The following is a 16,585-nucleotide window of genomic DNA, read 5'->3' as shown; positions in this document are numbered from 1 at the left end:
CGGTCGTGATCACGCGGTCGCCGCCTCGATCGCCGCCTCGAGGTCGGCGACGATGTCGGCGGGGTCTTCGATCCCGACAGAGAGTCGAATCATGTCGCCGGTGACACCGGCGGCCTCGCGCTCGGTGTCGGTCAGCTGCTGGTGTGTCGTCGAGGCTGGGTGGATGACGAGCGTCTTCGCGTCCCCGACGTTCGCGACGAGCGAGGCGAGGTCGGCGTTCTCGACGGCCGCCTTCGCGGCCTCGTAGCCGGCCTCGAGCCCGAACGCGATCATCCCGCCGTAGCCCCCCTCGAGGTACTCGGTGGCTTCCGCGTGCGTCTCGTGGTCTTCGAGACCGGGGTACGTCACCCAGGCAACGTCGTCGTGGTCAGCGAGGTACTCCGCGACGATCCCGGCGTTCTCACAGTGGCGCTCCATCCGCAGCGGGAGCGACTCGACCTGTTGGAGCGTGTTCCACGCGTCGAACGGGGCCTGTTGGTTGCCGAGGTCGCGCAGGCCGCGGGTGATGGCCGCGTACGCGAACGCCGCGTCACCGAATGCCTCGACGAAGTTTACGCCGTGGTAAGCGGGGTTGTCCGTCGCGATCTCGGGGAACTTCTCGGGGTACTCACCCCACGGGAACGACCCGCCGTCGACGAGTACGCCGCCGACCGTGGTGCCGTTGCCGGTGAGCCACTTCGTGGTCGACTCCCAGACGAGGTCGGCACCGTGTTCTAACGGCCGACAGAGCGCGGGCGTCGCGAACGTGTTGTCGACGAAGAGCGGCACCCCGTGGTCGTGGGCGATGTCGGCGATGCGCTCGATGTCGGGGGTGACGAGCGCAGGGTTCCCGATCGTCTCGAGGTGGACGTACGCGGTGTGCTCGTCGATGGCGTCGGCGTATCCCTCGTAGTCGAGCGTGTCGACGAACCGTGTGGTGACCCCACGGCGCTCGACGGAGTGAGTGAAGTAGGTGTAGGTGCCGCCGTACAGCGCCGAGGAGCTGACGATGTTGTCGCCGGCGGACGCAAGTAGGAACGTCGCGAGGTCGAGCGACGACATTCCCGAGGCGGTAGCGACTGCGGCGACGCCACCTTCGAGCGAGGCGAGCCGCGCCTCGAGCGCCGCGTTGGTTGGGTTCATGATCCGCGAGTAGACGTTTCCTGCCTCCTCGAGGGCGAACAGCCGGGCGGCGTGGTCGGCGTCCTCGAACTCGTAGGCGGTCGTCTGATAGATGGGTGTCGCCCGTGCGCCGGTGGTCGGGTCGGGGTCCGTTCCGGCGTGGACGCTTCGTGTGCGGAACGACTGCCCGGTCGAATCGTCGGCTGGCCCGGTCGAATTGTCGTCTGTTGGCATACCCACTGTTCCGGTCGCCACCGGGTAAACCGAACCGACCCGTACAGGAACTGCCGGTAGCTCGGATCATCCGGTATCGAACCGCGACTCTACGCCCAGTTGTGACGGGTCCATGCGTGCTCTGTTGTGATCGATCTAACCACGACCAAACATCCGGTCACACTCTCGAGTTGGTACCGAAACCGACACACATCGCGTTTGCTAGCGCTTTCGTTCGTAGAGTGGATCAACAACTATATCTGAACGCGACCGTAGTATTGTGTACGGAACGATATACTATGGATGCGAACTCACGCTCACCAGACCCGGCGGAGACCCTGCAGGGACGAACGATGCGAACCGTAGCGACGCTCGCGATGGTCGCGCTTCTCCTCACCGCAGGGGTCGCAGCGACGCTCGGCGTCGCAGGAGCCCAGTCGGCGAGCGGCGGCGACCCGGACCTCGAGGCGTACGCGCCCGACCCGACGCTCACGCCAGGCAGCGCGTCGACGCTGACGATTCAGATCGCGAACGACGCGAACACGCGATACGACTCGCCGCCCGAACGTGCCCGGGTCACGACCGCACGAAACGTCGTCGTCGAACTCGACGCGGGTGACGCGCCGTTGACCGTCGAGACTGCTGAACACTCCGTCGGCTCGATCACCGAAAACGAGCCGCGATCGGTTCCGTTCGCCGTCGACATCCCCGAAGACGCCGCACCCGGCACGTACGAGGTTGACGTCGAGATGACGTACTCGTACACCTCGTTCCGTCGTTCTGATACCGGCGAGAACGAGCGGACGTACACCGTGACCGACACCGTCGACGTCGAGATCGACGATGCGCCTCAGTTCCAGCTGACCACGGCGGACGACAGCCAACTCCAGGTTGGTGAGTCCGGGCCGTTTGCGGTGACCGTCGAGAACACCGGCGGTGAGACCGCGCGTAACCTCGCGGTGTCGCTCACCTCTCAGAGTTCGATGCTCGCCTTCGATGGCCAAGAAAGCGACGTCGCCCGTATCGACCGGCTAGCTCCCGATGAGACTACCAACGTCACCTACGAGGCAGTTATCAAGCCCGATGCACCGGTTCGCCAGTACGAGATCGACGGTTCGATACGATTCACCGATCCGCAGGGCATCAACGGGCGTGACACCGACCTCTCCGTCGGCATCGAGCCGGCCGCAGAGCAGGACTTCGCACTCGAGTTAGTCGAGAGTAGCCTCCGCGTCGACACGGAAGGCGAGGTACTGGTCCGTGTCACGAACGACGGTCCGTGGACCGCGAACGACGTCGCACTCGACTTCGCTCGCGAATACCCGACGCTGCGGCCACTCGAAGGGTCCGTCTCTGCAGGGACGCTCGAGGCGGGCGAGTCGTCGACCGTCCGGCTCCCGGTCGCGGTGAACGCCGACGCTGAGGCCGTCCAGAAGTCACTCGACATGCGCGTGCAGTACCGGACCGACGCCGACGAGCAGCGCCACGACGAGGACGTCTCGCTTGTGACGCCGATCGCGCCGCGGCGGGACGACTTTAGCGTCACCATCACCGACCCGACCATCGGAGTCGACACCACTCGGCTGATCGAAGTCGAGGTCACGAACAACCGTAACCAGACGCTCACCGATATTGAGTCGAGTCTCGGCACGAGTGATCCCCTCGACAGCGATGACGACGACGGATACATCGCGTCGCTCGAGCCGGGTGAGTCGGCAACGATGACGTTCGAACTCACGACGACCGCGGACGCCAACCCCAAGACGTACGCGGCGAGCATCGACTTCGCGTACGAGGACGAACGCGGCAAGTCGATGCTGTCTGAGGCCTACCAGCTCCCGATTCGCGTCCAGGACGGGAGCGGTGGCGGCATCCTCTCTGTGCTCCCGTTCATCGGCCTCGGGCTCGTCGGCGTCGGCGCGACCGTCTACGTCCGGCGCCGCGGCGATGGCTTCCCGTGGAACGCGTAAGCCCGTGACGACATCCAGCGCTGTCACCGCGCGGTACACCGAACAGTACCCACAGCCCACCCACCCCACCACAGCTGACCCATGACTGACGACGAAACCCACCCACTCCGCGACCGTCTCGAGCAGGTCGGCCGGTTCTCTGCCGAGAATCGCCGTACCGTCTTCGCCGTTGTGGCCGCCCTCGTGCTCGTCTCGCTCGTCATCGCGGGCGCGTCGGTCCAGATGAGCCTGGGGATGGAGCTGTACATCGACGATAGCTCCCAGACGAACCAGGACTGGCAGGAAGTCAAAGGCGAGGACGTGTTCGACCTCGGTAACAACGTCTTCGTGATGGTCGAGACCGACCATCTCTACGACCCGGAGACGATCCGGACGATTGATCGGCTCGACAGGCGATACGCGGCGAGCGACGAGTTCACTAGCGTCACCAGCCTTGCGGACGTCGTTCGCCAAGGCAACGGCGGTGAGATCCCGTCTACCGAACGCGAGGTGCGCGCGTCGATCCGCCGCGTTGAGGCGATGGACCCAAGCGCTGCAGCGCTCGTCAGCAACGTCAACCCTGACCGTGAGACCGCGCTTATCGTCGCGACCTACGGCGAAGTCGACGTTCCAGACTCCGAAGACCAGTACTTCGGCTTCCTTCCGGGAACCGCAGCGGGCTACGTCACGGGCGAGGTCGCCGATGCGACCGACCACGTCCGCGTGCCGCCGAACGTCGACGTCACGGTCACCGGCGCGCCCGTCTTCGAGAATGCCGCCTTCGGCCTGATGCTTCCGGAGATGATCCAGTTGTTCGCCGTCGCGTTCGCGATCATCTTCACGGTCGTCTTCCTCGTGATGCGTGGCCGGCTCTACCGCACGTGGAAGGTGTTCTTACCGGTCGGGACCGCGATGGTCTCGCTCGTGTACATGCTCGGGATGATGGGCATCGTCGGGTTCAACTTCAACGCGATCATGCTCGGGGTGTTGCCCATCGCGTTGGGGTTGGGAATCGACTTCAGCCTCCAGTTACACACGCGCTACATCGAAGAGCGCGAAAAGGGGCGCGAGCCGGTTGACGCCGCGGGCGCGGCCGCCCGCACCACCGGCAACACGCTGCTTCTGGCGATGGCGACGACGTCCATTGGCCTCGGCGCGCTGTTGGTCTCTGCTGTGCCCCCGACGCGCCAATTGGGAGCAACCGCCGCCTTCGGCGTGATCGCGGCGACCGGGTTGTCACTCACCCTGCTTATCGCGTTGTTGGTCCACTTCGACGACGACGAGTACGAGTTGGTGGCCGGTTCCGCTGACCCGTCCGCTGACACGCCGGCCGCAGCCACCGACGGTGGTGAGCCGACCGACGGCGACGATCCGACCGACGGCAACGATCCGACCGACGACACATCACCGGACGAGCGCGAGCCGCTTGACCCACCGTCAGCAGACGGCGGCGGCGGTGACAGACCGGCCCCCGAACCCTCGGCCAGTGGTGGTGACCGAGCCGGTTCGGACGAGGCGTCTGGGGACATCGTCGGCAGCGACGAACCCGCCTTCGAGCGCTTTATCGGCGCGCTCTCGGGCGGTATTGCTGCCGCGCCGCTCTTAGTGCTCTTGTTGATGGTCGGAGCTATTGGCGGCGGGGCGGCCGTCTATCACGACGTGCCGACCACCCAGGAGATGCTCGACTACTGGCCGGACATCGAACAACGCGACGACCTCGAGAGCCTCGAGGACACAGCAGAGAGCCCGAGCGTGATGTACCTCGTCGTCGAGGGGAAAGACGCCTATTCGCCGACGACGTTCGAGCGCGCCTCGGCGTTCGAGACCGAAATCGAGGACCATCCGGACGTGAACGCGGCGATGAGCCCGGTGACCGCCGTCGAGATGACGAACGGCGGGGAGATCCCGGAGAGTCGGGCACGCGTGATCGAGCTCGCTGAACAGCAAGCCGCCTCCGAGTTCATGCCGATCGGGAGTCGCGAGGAGACGCCGGACCGGTTCATCATCCAGCTCTTCGTCGCCGACATCGAAGGCGAGGAGGTCAGGCACCTGATCGACGACACCGAGGCGATAGCTGATAAGCACCTCTCGACCGAGCGGACGGCGGTGACCGGCAAGCCGGTTGTCAACCGGAACGTCATCGAGAACGTGACCTCTGGGCGCGATCCGATGACGATACTGAGCTTCGGGATGGCGACGATCTTCCTCGCGTTAGCGCTCCGATCGCTGCGCGAGTCCGTGTTGCTCGTCGTCAGCGTCGCGATCAGCGCGGTGATGTTGATCTCGATGGCGATGTACACCTTCGGGATCCCGTGGAATCCACTCACCGTCGCGACCGGCTCAATCGCGCTCGGTGCCGGGATCACCTATGGGATCCACGTCCACGAGCGGTTCAAAGAGGAGCTGTTCACGCATGGGTCGACGCCGACCGAGGCGATGCGCGAGGCGATGGTGCGAAAATCGCGTCCGGTCATCGGCTCTGGTGCGACCACGCTGTTCGGGTTCGGTGCGCTCGGGATCTCACAGTTCCCGGTGCTCGCGAACTTCGGCATTGCGGTCGCGCTCGCGATGACGTTCGCGCTTGTGACCGCGTTCGTGTTCCTCCCGGCGGCCGCGCTGGTGTTGGCGACTCGGACGAACACGTACGCGACCGCCTGAGCCGACCCGACGACGGTCGTCTCAAGACCACCCGACGCGTTTTTTGATCCTCATGCACACGTTTCGTGCGAAGTGTTAACAGCGTCGACTCCCACCAGTACATATGGGAACGAACGGGTCTCCGGGCGAACCGCTGACGCTCTCCGCGCTGCTTGGGGCGGTCCCCGACAGCGTCTGGCAGTACACGGCGGTCGCCGCCGCCGTCGTCATCGGCGTCGCCGTGTTGCGTCAGAGCCTCGTCTTCGGCGTCGGCGTGCTCGCGATCCTCCTCGCACTCGTCACCGTCGCCAGCGCGGTCGAGGTCGTCGACGCCTATGAGCAGGAGGCGCTCACCGTCTTCGGCGAGTACCGAAAGCTGTTGTCACCGGGCGTCCACCTGATCCCGCCGTTCGTCTCGCGGACGTACGCATTTGACATGCGGACACAGACGCTTGACGTGCCGCGGCAGGAGGCGATAACCCGGGACAACTCGCCGGTGACTGCCGATGCGGTCGTCTACATCAAGGTGATGGACGCAACGCGTGCCTTCCTCGAGGTCGATGACTACAAGAAAGCGACCTCGAATCTCGCACAGACGACGCTCCGGGCTGTCCTCGGCGACATGGAGCTTGACGATACGCTCTCGCGACGCGAGCAGATCAACGACCGGATCAACGAGGAGCTCGACGAACCGACCGATGAGTGGGGGATCCGCGTCGAAGGCGTCGAGGTGCGCGAGGTGAGCCCCTCTACCGATGTCAAGCGCGCGATGGAACAACAGACGTCCGCAGAGCGACGCCGTCGCGCGATGATTCTCGAGGCGCAGGGTGAACGACGCTCGGCGGTCGAACAAGCGGAAGGTGACAAACAATCCAACATCATCCGCGCACAGGGTGAAAAACAAAGCCAGATCCTCGAAGCACAAGGAGACGCCATCTCGACGGTGTTGCGCGCACGCTCGGCCGAGTCGATGGGTGAGCGGGCAATCATCGAGCGGGGGATGGAGACGCTCGCCGAGATTGGCCAGGGCGACTCGACTACGTTCATCGTGCCACAAGAGCTCACGAGTCTGGTTGGTCGCTACGGAAAGGGCCTCTCCGGCTCGGACGCCCAACAGATGGAGGGGCTCGAGGGCCTCGAGTTCGACGACGACACCCGCGCCATGCTCGGCCTCGACGACATCGACGAGATGCTTGAGGAGCTCGAGACGGTCGGCGACGACGAGGCGGCCGTCACAGACGCGGCCGTCCCCGATGCCGACGGCGACGAACTCGAGCGCGAGGCGGACCGCGACGTGGAGTTGGAAACGGAGAGCGAGCGCCCTGGTCGGTGAGCAGCGGCTGCGACTCCCTCGACACGACGCGGTTGTGGTCGAATAGAACCCACGTTGGAGCTCCAGCGATCGCTCGCTATCTCTGCTTTCACTCCTCACCGATGGGCGCGGGGACGCCGTCGTCCGCATCGAGCTCGAACGCCTGACGGAGCTCCCGAATCCGGTCGCGGATGTCTGCGGCGAGCTCGAACTCGAGGTTGCTCGCGGCTTCGTTCATCCGGTCTTCGAGCGTCTCGATCTGTGCACTCGCCTCGGCTTCGCTCTCGACGTCGTCGACGCGCACCGACGAGGTGTCGGTCTTCGAGCCCGGCAGGTTCGCTTCGCTGACCGGCTTGTCGATCGTCGTCGCCTCGTAGCCGTGCTCGTTGTTGTACTCGAGCTGGATCTCACGCCGCCGCTGGGTCTCATCGATCGCCGCCTGCATCGAGTCGGTCATTCGATCGGCGTACAACACGACCTCGCCGTTGACGTTGCGGGCGGCCCGCCCCATCGTCTGGACGAGCGTCGTCGTCGAGCGGAGGAATCCCTCTTGGTCGGCATCGAGGATCGCGACGAGGCTCACCTCCGGGATGTCGAGCCCCTCCCGAAGGAGGTTGATCCCGACGAGCACGTCGATGGTCCCGAGCCGGAGGTCGCGGATGATCTCGTGGCGTTCTAAGGTGTCGGTCTCGTCGTGCATGTACGCGACGTTTACGCCGGCCTCCTCGAAGTACTCGGTCAGGTCCTCTGCCATTCGCTTCGTGAGCGTGGTGACGAGGACACGCTCGTCGCGGTTGATTCGCTCGTCGACACGATCGAGGAGGTCTTCGACTTGGCCGGTCGCCTCGGTTATTTGGACTTTCGGGTCGACGAGGTGTGTCGGCCGGACGATCTGTTCGACGACGTTCGCCGACTGCTCGCGCTCGTAGTCGCCGGGCGTCGCCGAGACGTACAGCGTCCGGTCAGTCTTCGCTTCGAACTCTTCGAAGGTGAGTGGGCGGTTGTCGTAGGCGGTCGGCAGCCGGAAGCCGTTCTCGACGAGTGAGTCTTTCCGGGACTTATCGCCGGCGAACTGCCCGCGGATCTGCGGGAGCGTCTGGTGTGACTCGTCGATCACGGTGAGAAATTCGTCGGGGAAGTAATCGAGCAGCGTGTACGGTGCGTCGCCCGGGTCGCGGTCGTCCATGTGGACGGAGTAGTTCTCGATCCCCGAGCAGTACCCCGCCTCGCGCAGCATCTCGACGTCAAAGGTGGTGCGCTCTTCTATCCGCTGGGCGGCGACGAGGTCACCTTGTCGCTCGAAGTACCGCACGCGTTCGTCCATCAGCGTCTCGATCTCCGCTATTGCTTGCTCCAGCTGCTCATCAGGGATCGAGTAGTGTTCTGCGGGGTGGAGCATGACCGCTGGCTCCTCGGTTACAACCTCGCCTTTCATCGGGTCGACCTTCCGCATCCGGTCGATCTCATCGCCCCACAGCTCGACGCGCACCGCGTACCGGCCGTACATCGGGTAGATCTCGACGGTGTCCCCTCGGACACGGAAGGTTCCCTGGGTGAAGTCGACGTCGTTACGCTCGTAGTTCAGGTCGACGAGCCGTGCGAGCAGCGTCTCGCGGCCCACTTGGTCGCCGACCGCGAGCTCTAGGGCCATCTCTCTGTAGTTCCCCGGGTCGCCGAGCCCGTAGATCGCAGAGACGGAAGCGACGACGATCACATCATCACGGGTGAGAAGCGAGCGGGTCGCAGAGTGCCGCAGTCGGTCAATTTCTTCGTTAATCGACATCTCCTTGTCGATGAACGTGTCCGTCTGTTCGACGTATGCCTCCGGCTGGTAGTAGTCGTAGTACGAGACGAAGTACTCGACGGCGTTGTCTGGGAACAGCCCCCGAAACTCCTCGTAGAGTTGGGCGGCGAGCGTCTTGTTGTGGGCGAGGACGAGCGTCGGCCGGTCGAGTGCTTCAGCGACCCACGAGACGGTGTTGGTCTTCCCGGAGCCGGTGACGCCAAGCAAGGTTTGCTCGTCGACGCCCGACTCGAATCCCGTGACGAGTTCGTCGATCGCCGCCGGCTGGTCGCCGGCCGGCTCGAACGGCGCGTCGACCCGAAGCGAGCGGTCGGCGGTCGGGCGGTCTTCAGAGAGGGGAGAGTCGGCGTCGCTCACGATACGCGTCGTTGGGCGGCGAGGCACTTGAGGGGCGCGGCTACGTGGCTGGCGGCGACGAAAACGGTCCCAAGCGGACGTTTCCATGTGGGGGAAGACCGATTACCGATCGGGCTGAACGCAGATCCGTGTCCCTCCTCACACCGGCCGTCGCGTTCGGCGCGGCCCTCGTCCTGTTCGTCTGGGTCGCGGTCGGCGCGTGGGTCAATTTCGACGCACACGCCCGCGGAAGCGACCATCCGGGACTCTGGGGCGTGCTCGCTCCGGTCTTGGGGATCGTACTGGCCTACTACCTGCTGTGGTGGCGCCCCGAGCGCTCCCGCCGGTACCCGCCGTCACGGTGGGAGCGAGCCACCGCTATCGTCGTCGCCGCCGGCCTCGTGGGTCTGGTCGTCGGGAGCCTCGTCTCGCCGCCCGATCCGGCCTCACAGTTGACCGTCTGGCCGGTCGCGTTCGCCAGTTGTCTCCCCGTCGCGTACTGGGTGGTCGAAAGAAAATTCCACCCGACCGGCGACTCGGTCATAAATGATCGACCGTAGATCGGCGGCGGACATCTCCAAAGCCCCAGCCGCGAGGCGGCCAGAGGCGACGTAAGCACCGAGGAGCGCAGCGAGCGTCTGGCCGCCTCGCGGCTGCCCCTTTGAGTCCCGCCCCGCAACCGCACAGCACCTCACACCTCCCCAGCCTCGTCGCTCACTTCGTTCGCGACTCCCTCGCGCGTGCTCCTCACGCCCTGCGGGCGTTCGGAGGCACGCGCCACCGCGACGGAGATGACTCCCTGCCGCCGCTCCCCGGACGAAAACGTTTCCCCCTGTCCCCGCGAGTCGTCGCGTATGCGCATCGCCGTCCCCAACAAGGGCCGCCTGCACGACCCGACTGTCTCACTACTCGAGCGTGCAGGGCTTCACGTCGAGGAAACCGCCGACCGCCAGCTGTACGCCGACACGGTCGACCCCGATGTAACAATCCTCTTCGCGCGGGCGGCCGATATCCCAGAGTACGTCCGCGACGGGGCGGCTGACCTCGGTGTCACCGGCCTCGACCAAGCCGCAGAGTCCGGCGGGGTCGCTCCCACGGCGGCCACAGCGGGCGAGGACGATCTCGTCGACCTGCTCGATCTTGAGTACGGCTCCTGCCGACTGGTGCTTGCGGCCCCCGAGGGCGACGCGGTGACGACCCCAGCTGATCTCGCGGGTGCGACTATCGCCACCGAGTTCCCGACTGTCACGCGCAACTACTTGGACCGAGTCGGCGTCGACGCCGACGTTGTTACGGTCACCGGTGCGACGGAGCTGACGCCGCACGTCGATATGGCCGACGCCATCGTCGACATCACCTCGACGGGGACGACCCTCCAAGTGAACCGGCTCGCGGTCGTCGACGAGGTCCTCGACTCGTCGGTTCGGCTGTTCGCTCACCCGGACGTCACGACCGACCCGAAAGTCGAGCAGGTTCGAACTGCCTTCGAGTCGGTGCTCGCGGCAGACGGACGGCGGTACCTCATGATGAACGCGCCGAAAGCACGTCTTGAGGAGGTACGAGCCGTAATCCCCGGTCTCGGCGGCCCGACCGTGATGGATGTCGAGGCCGACGAACACGGCAATGGGATGGTCGCGGTCCACGCCGTCGTTGAGGCCGACGACGTCTTCGCGACGATAGCCGAGCTGAAGACGGTCGGTGCCAGCGGAATCCTCGTCACGGAGATCGAACGCCTCGTCGAGTGAGCGGCTCGGGGAGTGTCCGCCCCCAAGAACCAGCACTGTGGTCAGTCGCTGGTGCCGTCTCCGTCGTGGTCCCCGACTAGCCGCTCTTTTTCGGCGCGTGACAACGACTTGATCGCGTGTTCTCGTGAGAGTGCCACAGAGCGCGAGTCGAACGACTCGACGTGTCGCAGCGTCACCGGCGTGCGCCCGCGGGTGTACTTCGCGCCCTCGCCCGCGTCGTGTTCGGCCACCCGTCGCTCCACGTCGGTCGTGTACCCGGTGTAGAGGCTCCCGTCGGCACACTCGATCACGTACACGTGGTGGTCGCTCACGACTCGTCCTCACCCACGATCGCCCGAGCGATCAGTCCCGCCTGTGCGCCGGCGACGAACCCGGCCCCGACGTTCACCGTCGTGAGGACGGTACACGACTGGAGCGCGCCGGCGAGCGCCGCGGAGCCGTCACCCCCTTCGCCGTACCCCGAGGCTACGGGCACCGCGATTACGGGTGCAGCGACGAGCCCGGCGACCACCGTCGGTAACGCCCCTTCTCGGCCGGCAGCGACGATGACGACGTCGGACTCGCGAATTCGCCCGAGCTGGTCGAGCAGCCGGTCGAGATTTGCCACACCGACGTCGCGTATCTGATCCACGGCGGCACCGACTTCGCGGGCGACCACCGCGGCCTCGCCGGCCACCGGAGCGTCGACCGTTCCAGCAGCCACCACCGCAATCTGCGCGTTGAGCGACGGTGGCTCGTATTCCGCGGCGTGGACCACGACGGTCCGCGTCACCTCGTCGTGTTCGACGGTCGCGTCGGGAGCATCAGCGTTGACGGTCTCGCGGATCGCCGCCGCGTGCTCGATGGTCGCCCGAGTCACGATCGCCCGACCAGTAGTCTCGAGTGCCGTTTTCGCAAGCGATGCGGCCTCGACCGGGCGCTTCCCCTCGGCGAGCACCGCTTCTGGAATCCCGCGCCGCCGGTCACGATCGGCGTCGAACCGCCCTGCAGCCGTCGTCGCGTACCCTGTAAGTCGTGACTCTGCTTCTGTGACGCCAATGTCCCCCGCCGCGAGGGCTTCGAGCGTCTCCCGGGCTGGCGTTCCGTCCGTCCCGGTCGCCTCGCGTTCGGTCCCCTCCTCGTCGGTGCCGCCTGGTGTGTGCATGGCCGGTTCTTCGTGGTGCACGGCCTCGTAGCCGTCGATTCGGCTCGGAGTACGCGTCCCAATTCTCGCACTACGCTGCCCCAATGGGCGACACGGTCTACCCCACCGACCGGTCCACGCAACGCTTCGTGCCACACCCCCTCCCGTGATCTGCCGGCACGGGGCCCCTCGCGGCAGAATTCAGGAACGCTTATTAACTATGGCCGGGTAGTCGAAACTGCATGGCAGACCTCATTGTCAAAGCGGCAGTCAAGGAAGCGCTAGAGGACAAAAACGTCGCGTCGGACTTCTACGATGCGCTGGACGACGAAGTGACCGAGCTACTCGAGGACGCCGCTCGCCGCGCCGAGGCTAACGACCGGAAGACGGTCCAGCCCCGCGACCTGTAAGGCGCTCTACCCTGTCGTTTTATTCTATTTCCACCGCTGAGCGTTGCGGCTATGACAGTCGCTTGCGCCGCCATCGGCCGCAGGTCGCTCGGTCATTCTCGCCCTGGCTTCGTGACGTCGACGCCGGTTTCGGTTCCGACGTGGAGCTCGTCTGCGAGTCCGACGAACAACCCGTGTTCGACGACGCCGGGCGTTTCCGCGAGCGTCCGCGCGAGCGCCGCCGGCTCCGCGATCGGGCCGAAGTCACAGTCGAGCACGAGGTTGCCGTTGTCGGTGACGACCGGTCCGTCCTTTCGCTCGGCTCGCCGCAGTGTCGCGTTGCCGCCCGCAGCCGCGACCGCCTCGGCGACGACACCGCGGCCGCTCGCGAGCACTTCGATGGGGACCGGGTGTGTGAGGACGTCGGTACACTTCGTCACGTCCGCGACGACGAGGAACCGATCTGCGGCCACGTCGACGAGCTTTTCGCGTGCGTGAGCGGCGCCACCCCCCTTGATCAGGTCGTCGCCGGCGACACAGTCGGCGCCGTCGATGGCGACGTCGATCCCGTCGCCACTGGGCTCGGTGACCGCCGCGAGGTCGACCAGCGGGATCCCCGCGTCGAGCGCGAGCTCACGACTCGCAAACGAGGTTGCCACGCCGGTAATCGAGAGGCCGTTGGCGACACGCTCGCCGAGCGATCGGATCGCGTGTGCTGCCGTCGACCCGGTTCCAAGCCCCACCACGTCGCCGTCTGTGACCGCCCTGGCGGCCGACTCGCCGGCCCGTCGCTTCATCGCCTCGCTGCCGCCGCTCGATTTCATGCCCCCTCTGTGTGTGGCGCGATTGAAAAGGCGTCGGCGTAAAGCCGCTCGGCACGCTCACTCTAGCCGGTCGAGCACCGCGTCCGCGTCGTACGCCAGCGAGAGCGCCCGCGAGCGCCCCCGTCCCTCGACGTCTGCGTACTCGGCGTCGATCACGCCGAGCTGATCGAGTTTGTTGACGATCTCCGAGTAGCGGGTGTATCCAAGGTCGGTCTCCGCATGGAAGGCGTCGTAGACGGTCCCGGCCCGTTCACCGTCGTGTTCGGCGAGTACTCGAACGAGCGCCCGCTCTGAGTCCGAGAGACCGCGGAGCGACCGCGAGAGGTGGACGTGTTTCGACTTGTCGTAGGCCGCTTCGACGTCCTCGAGTGCGATCGCCTTCGAGGCGCGCATCTCGGCGTTGAGTCCTGCCCGTCGAAGCAGGTCGATGCCTACCCGAAGGTCGCCGCTTTCGGCGGTCAACGCGGCGACCCGCTCTAGCGCCTCCTCGCCGACGACGTCGTCGTGGAAGCCGCGCCTCGCCCGTTCACGCAGGATGTCGACGATTTCTGGGGTGTCGTACACCGGGAAGTACACCTCTTCGGGGCGGAACACCGACTGCACGCGGCCGTCGAGGTCGTCGACGACGTTGAGCCCGAGGTCAGAGGAGACGACGATTACGCCGATCTTCGCACCTGCGTGCGCCTCGTGAGCTCGCAACAGCGAGTACAGGGTGTCTGACGCCTCGTTTTCATAAAACAGATAGTTCACGTCGTCGAGTGCGACGACGAGGACCTCGTCCTCCTCGACGAGACGGTCGGTGATCTGGCTGAACAGCTTCTTGAACGAAATCCCGGAGGAGGGCGGTTCGTACTCGAATATCCCCTCGAAGAGCCGGGAGAAGACGGCGTACCGCGTCGAGTCCACCTGACAGTTGACCCGCACGGTCCGTACCTCGGTCCGGGCGGCGAGCTCGCCGAAGAGCTTCTGGATCGCGGTCGTCTTGCCCGTTCCTGGCGGGCCGCGCACGACCGTGTTCAGCGGTCGCGAGCCGCGAACGGCCGGGCGGAGCGCGTATTTCAGGCTCTCGAGTTGGCTCTCACGGTGGCGGAACGTCTCCGGAACGTGGTCGATCTCGAAGACGGTCTCCTCGCGGAACACTGACTCGTCCCACGAGAGCATGTCGTCACCGCCGTCCCCGACCATGATGAACCAACCTCGCGCCGCTCACTTAACGATTGCCCGCGGTGCGGCCGACCCCGGACCCGGCTTATTCGTCGCCGACACGGGTGATCACGCGCGTCGCAAGACGAGCACACGACGCGTCAACGAGCGGTGGACGCGCCGGTCGAAGCTCGCCTCGATGACCCACCCCGCACCGCGCGCGAGCCCACGCCAGTCGCGGTCGGCGACTACGACGGCGCGTGTGGCGACCCTGGCGCTCTCTTCGAGGGCGCCAGCGACGAGGCCGGCCAACTCGTGACGGGCGATTTTCGACTGCCGACCGTACGGCGCGTCGAAGACGACCCCGTCCACGACGTCGTCGTCGACTGGGAGCGCAGTCGCGTCGCCGCGGAGGACGTGCCACGTTGGTGTTGACCCCACTTGTCGCGCGGCTGTCGTTCGAGCGCTCGCGTCGTTGAGGCATGCCCGAAGATTCTCGCGCGTGCCGGCGACCATCTTTTTTTGAGCGTCACATGCAACGATGTCCGCTCCGACGAGGCCGGCTTCGATCGGGAGGCCACCGGTTCCACACATCGGGTCAAGTACCGTCCGTCCGGGGGCGGCCCCAGCGAGGTTCACGTACGCCCGTGCGTCAACAGGCGCCATGCTTCCGGGCTGAAAGAACGGGCGGTCCGTCGGAGCCGGGGCGAACGCGCGCGACGGTTCGTGGGTGACCCAGCCGAGTGTACACAGCGAGGTCTTCCCCCCGTCGGCCCCGTCGACCGAGTCGTGTTCGACACGTGGGCCGGCGGCGAACAACGCGCGCAGTACGTGGTCAGGCGCCTCGAGATCGACGTCGAACCCACGCTCGACGAGCGCTCGGCCAAGCGCTCGCTCTGCGGCCGTCGTCGAGACTGTTGTCGAGTTTCGGACGTTTCGCGCCCGCACGGCGACGGTGCCAGTCCGGGACAGTGGGGCAGCCTCGAGAGCCGCGACTGCGGCATCGACGTCCGCGTCGGTTCGCCCGATCGCCGTACAGACTCGGCGGGTGTACGCCAGCGCGTCTACGGTCGAACCGATGCTACTGGCACTCGCGACGCCGGGGGCTAGGACGCGGACTCCCGCGGCGGCCGTCGCCGCCTCCGCGGCTGCGAACGCGTCCGCCTCGCCGGCCAGTTCGAGCCAGTACACCTCCGAGAGTCGGCGCGCCCACCGGATGAGCGTGACGGATTGCGTGCGTTCAAACTGGTCGGGTCGCGTGCGCTTGAGCTGGTCGAGCCGCGTCTCCGTGGCACCTGTGCGGGTGATCCCGGAGCGCCGACGGCGACCAGTGACCGACTTTTTTAACTTACCCACCCCTGTAGATACGCCGGAATGGCCGACCCGAAGGACACGATCACCGTCGAGAACGTCGTCGCCTCTACCGGGATCGGACAGGAGCTCGACCTCCAGAGCGTTGCGATGGACCTCGAGGGTGCCGACTACGACCCCGAACAGTTCCCTGGTTTAGTCTACCGAACCACGGAACCGAAGTCCGCGGCGCTCATTTTCCGATCCGGCAAGATCGTCTGTACCGGCGCCAACTCGACAGCTGCCGTCCACGAGAGTCTCGACCTCGTCTTCGAGAAGCTGCGCGCGCTCCGCATCCCGATCGACGACGACCCCGAAGTCACCGTCCAGAACATCGTCACGTCCGCGGACCTCGGCGCGGACCTCAACCTCAATGCTATCGCTATCGGACTCGGATTAGAGCACATCGAGTACGAGCCCGAGCAGTTCCCCGGGCTGGTCTATCGGATCGACGAGCCGGACGTCGTCGCGCTGTTATTCGGTAGCGGAAAACTCGTCGTCACCGGCGGCACCGACACCCAAGACGCCGCGGACGCCGTCGACGTGATCACAACAAAGCTCACCGACCTCGGCCTGCTTGAGTGAGCTCCCCGAGCGGCCCGTGCGGTGAACCACGGATATTCCCCACTACCGCCAACCGATCCCGTCGGTACTTTGTC

At 65.9% G+C, this 16,585-nt stretch carries 14 protein-coding genes; 7 read left to right on the top strand and 7 right to left on the bottom strand.

Features of this window, described 5'->3' with window-relative positions; genetic code table 11:
* Positions 1-9: 9 nt before the first annotated feature.
* Entirely contained in the window at positions 10-1,335 is a 1,326-nt protein-coding gene (locus ACWUI7_RS12175) for an O-acetylhomoserine aminocarboxypropyltransferase/cysteine synthase family protein (protein WP_496642490.1), read from the bottom strand.
* Positions 1,336-1,667: 332 nt separating this feature from the next.
* Here ACWUI7_RS12175 and ACWUI7_RS12170 point away from each other — a divergent pair, with 332 nt between their 5' ends.
* The 3 genes from ACWUI7_RS12170 to ACWUI7_RS12160 all read left to right on the top strand — a co-directional run bounded on the left by ACWUI7_RS12170 (position 1,668) and on the right by ACWUI7_RS12160 (position 7,233).
* Positions 1,668-3,284: a COG1361 S-layer family protein gene (locus ACWUI7_RS12170; protein ID WP_496642489.1), complete on the top strand. Its 1,617-nt coding sequence runs from the start codon at positions 1,668-1,670 to the stop codon at positions 3,282-3,284.
* A gap of 81 nt (positions 3,285-3,365) precedes the next feature.
* Positions 3,366-5,921 (top strand): efflux RND transporter permease subunit, encoded by a 2,556-nt coding sequence (locus ACWUI7_RS12165; RefSeq protein WP_496642488.1) that lies wholly within the window; start codon positions 3,366-3,368, stop codon positions 5,919-5,921.
* 103 nt (positions 5,922-6,024) lie between these two features.
* Positions 6,025-7,233 (top strand): SPFH domain-containing protein, encoded by a 1,209-nt coding sequence (locus tag ACWUI7_RS12160; protein WP_496642487.1) that lies wholly within the window; start codon positions 6,025-6,027, stop codon positions 7,231-7,233.
* A gap of 88 nt (positions 7,234-7,321) precedes the next feature.
* Here ACWUI7_RS12160 and uvrB read toward each other — a convergent pair whose 3' ends face one another.
* Positions 7,322-9,373: an excinuclease ABC subunit UvrB gene (gene uvrB, locus ACWUI7_RS12155; protein WP_496642486.1), complete on the bottom strand. Its 2,052-nt coding sequence runs from the start codon at positions 9,371-9,373 to the stop codon at positions 7,322-7,324.
* 128 nt (positions 9,374-9,501) lie between these two features.
* On the opposite strand from uvrB, the gene ACWUI7_RS12150 reads away from it, so the two are divergent.
* On the top strand, positions 9,502-9,912 hold the full coding sequence (locus ACWUI7_RS12150) for a hypothetical protein (RefSeq protein WP_496642485.1): 411 nt from the start codon (positions 9,502-9,504) through the stop codon (positions 9,910-9,912).
* Positions 9,913-10,206: 294 nt separating this feature from the next.
* Positions 10,207-11,097, top strand: coding sequence for an ATP phosphoribosyltransferase (gene hisG / locus ACWUI7_RS12145; RefSeq protein WP_496642484.1), 891 nt, complete (start codon positions 10,207-10,209; stop codon positions 11,095-11,097).
* Positions 11,098-11,138: 41 nt separating this feature from the next.
* Here hisG and ACWUI7_RS12140 read toward each other — a convergent pair whose 3' ends face one another.
* A complete protein-coding gene (locus tag ACWUI7_RS12140) occupies positions 11,139-11,408 on the bottom strand; it encodes a GIY-YIG nuclease family protein (protein ID WP_496642483.1) in 270 nt (89 codons plus the stop codon).
* Positions 11,405-12,241 (bottom strand): nickel pincer cofactor biosynthesis protein LarB, encoded by an 837-nt coding sequence (gene larB / locus ACWUI7_RS12135; RefSeq protein WP_496642482.1) that lies wholly within the window; start codon positions 12,239-12,241, stop codon positions 11,405-11,407. The genes ACWUI7_RS12140 and larB overlap by 4 nt, the downstream gene beginning before the upstream one ends.
* Positions 12,242-12,462: 221 nt before the next feature.
* Here larB and ACWUI7_RS12130 point away from each other — a divergent pair, with 221 nt between their 5' ends.
* Positions 12,463-12,630 carry a DUF1931 family protein gene (locus ACWUI7_RS12130; RefSeq protein WP_435161961.1) on the top strand — a complete coding sequence of 56 codons (168 nt, stop codon included), beginning with the start codon at positions 12,463-12,465 and terminating at the stop codon, positions 12,628-12,630.
* A 92-nt stretch (positions 12,631-12,722) separates the two neighbouring features.
* Here ACWUI7_RS12130 and rpiA read toward each other — a convergent pair whose 3' ends face one another.
* From rpiA to ACWUI7_RS12115, 3 genes are all read right to left on the bottom strand, one after another.
* Entirely contained in the window at positions 12,723-13,433 is a 711-nt protein-coding gene (gene rpiA, locus ACWUI7_RS12125; RefSeq protein ID WP_496642481.1) for a ribose-5-phosphate isomerase RpiA, read from the bottom strand.
* A gap of 57 nt (positions 13,434-13,490) precedes the next feature.
* The gene (locus ACWUI7_RS12120) at positions 13,491-14,618 is read right to left on the bottom strand and encodes an ORC1-type DNA replication protein (protein WP_496642480.1); all 1,128 of its coding nucleotides are present in this window, start codon (positions 14,616-14,618) and stop codon (positions 13,491-13,493) included.
* Between the two features lie 87 nt (positions 14,619-14,705).
* On the bottom strand, positions 14,706-15,767 hold the full coding sequence (locus ACWUI7_RS12115; RefSeq protein ID WP_496642506.1) for a TIGR01177 family methyltransferase: 1,062 nt from the start codon (positions 15,765-15,767) through the stop codon (positions 14,706-14,708).
* A 183-nt stretch (positions 15,768-15,950) separates the two neighbouring features.
* On the opposite strand from ACWUI7_RS12115, the gene ACWUI7_RS12110 reads away from it, so the two are divergent.
* A complete protein-coding gene (locus ACWUI7_RS12110) occupies positions 15,951-16,511 on the top strand; it encodes a TATA-box-binding protein (protein ID WP_496642478.1) in 561 nt (186 codons plus the stop codon).
* Positions 16,512-16,585 lie beyond the last annotated feature (74 nt).

Source organism: Halorubrum orientale (genome assembly GCF_059623105.1).
This window is presented reverse-complemented; position numbering and strand designations above follow the sequence as displayed.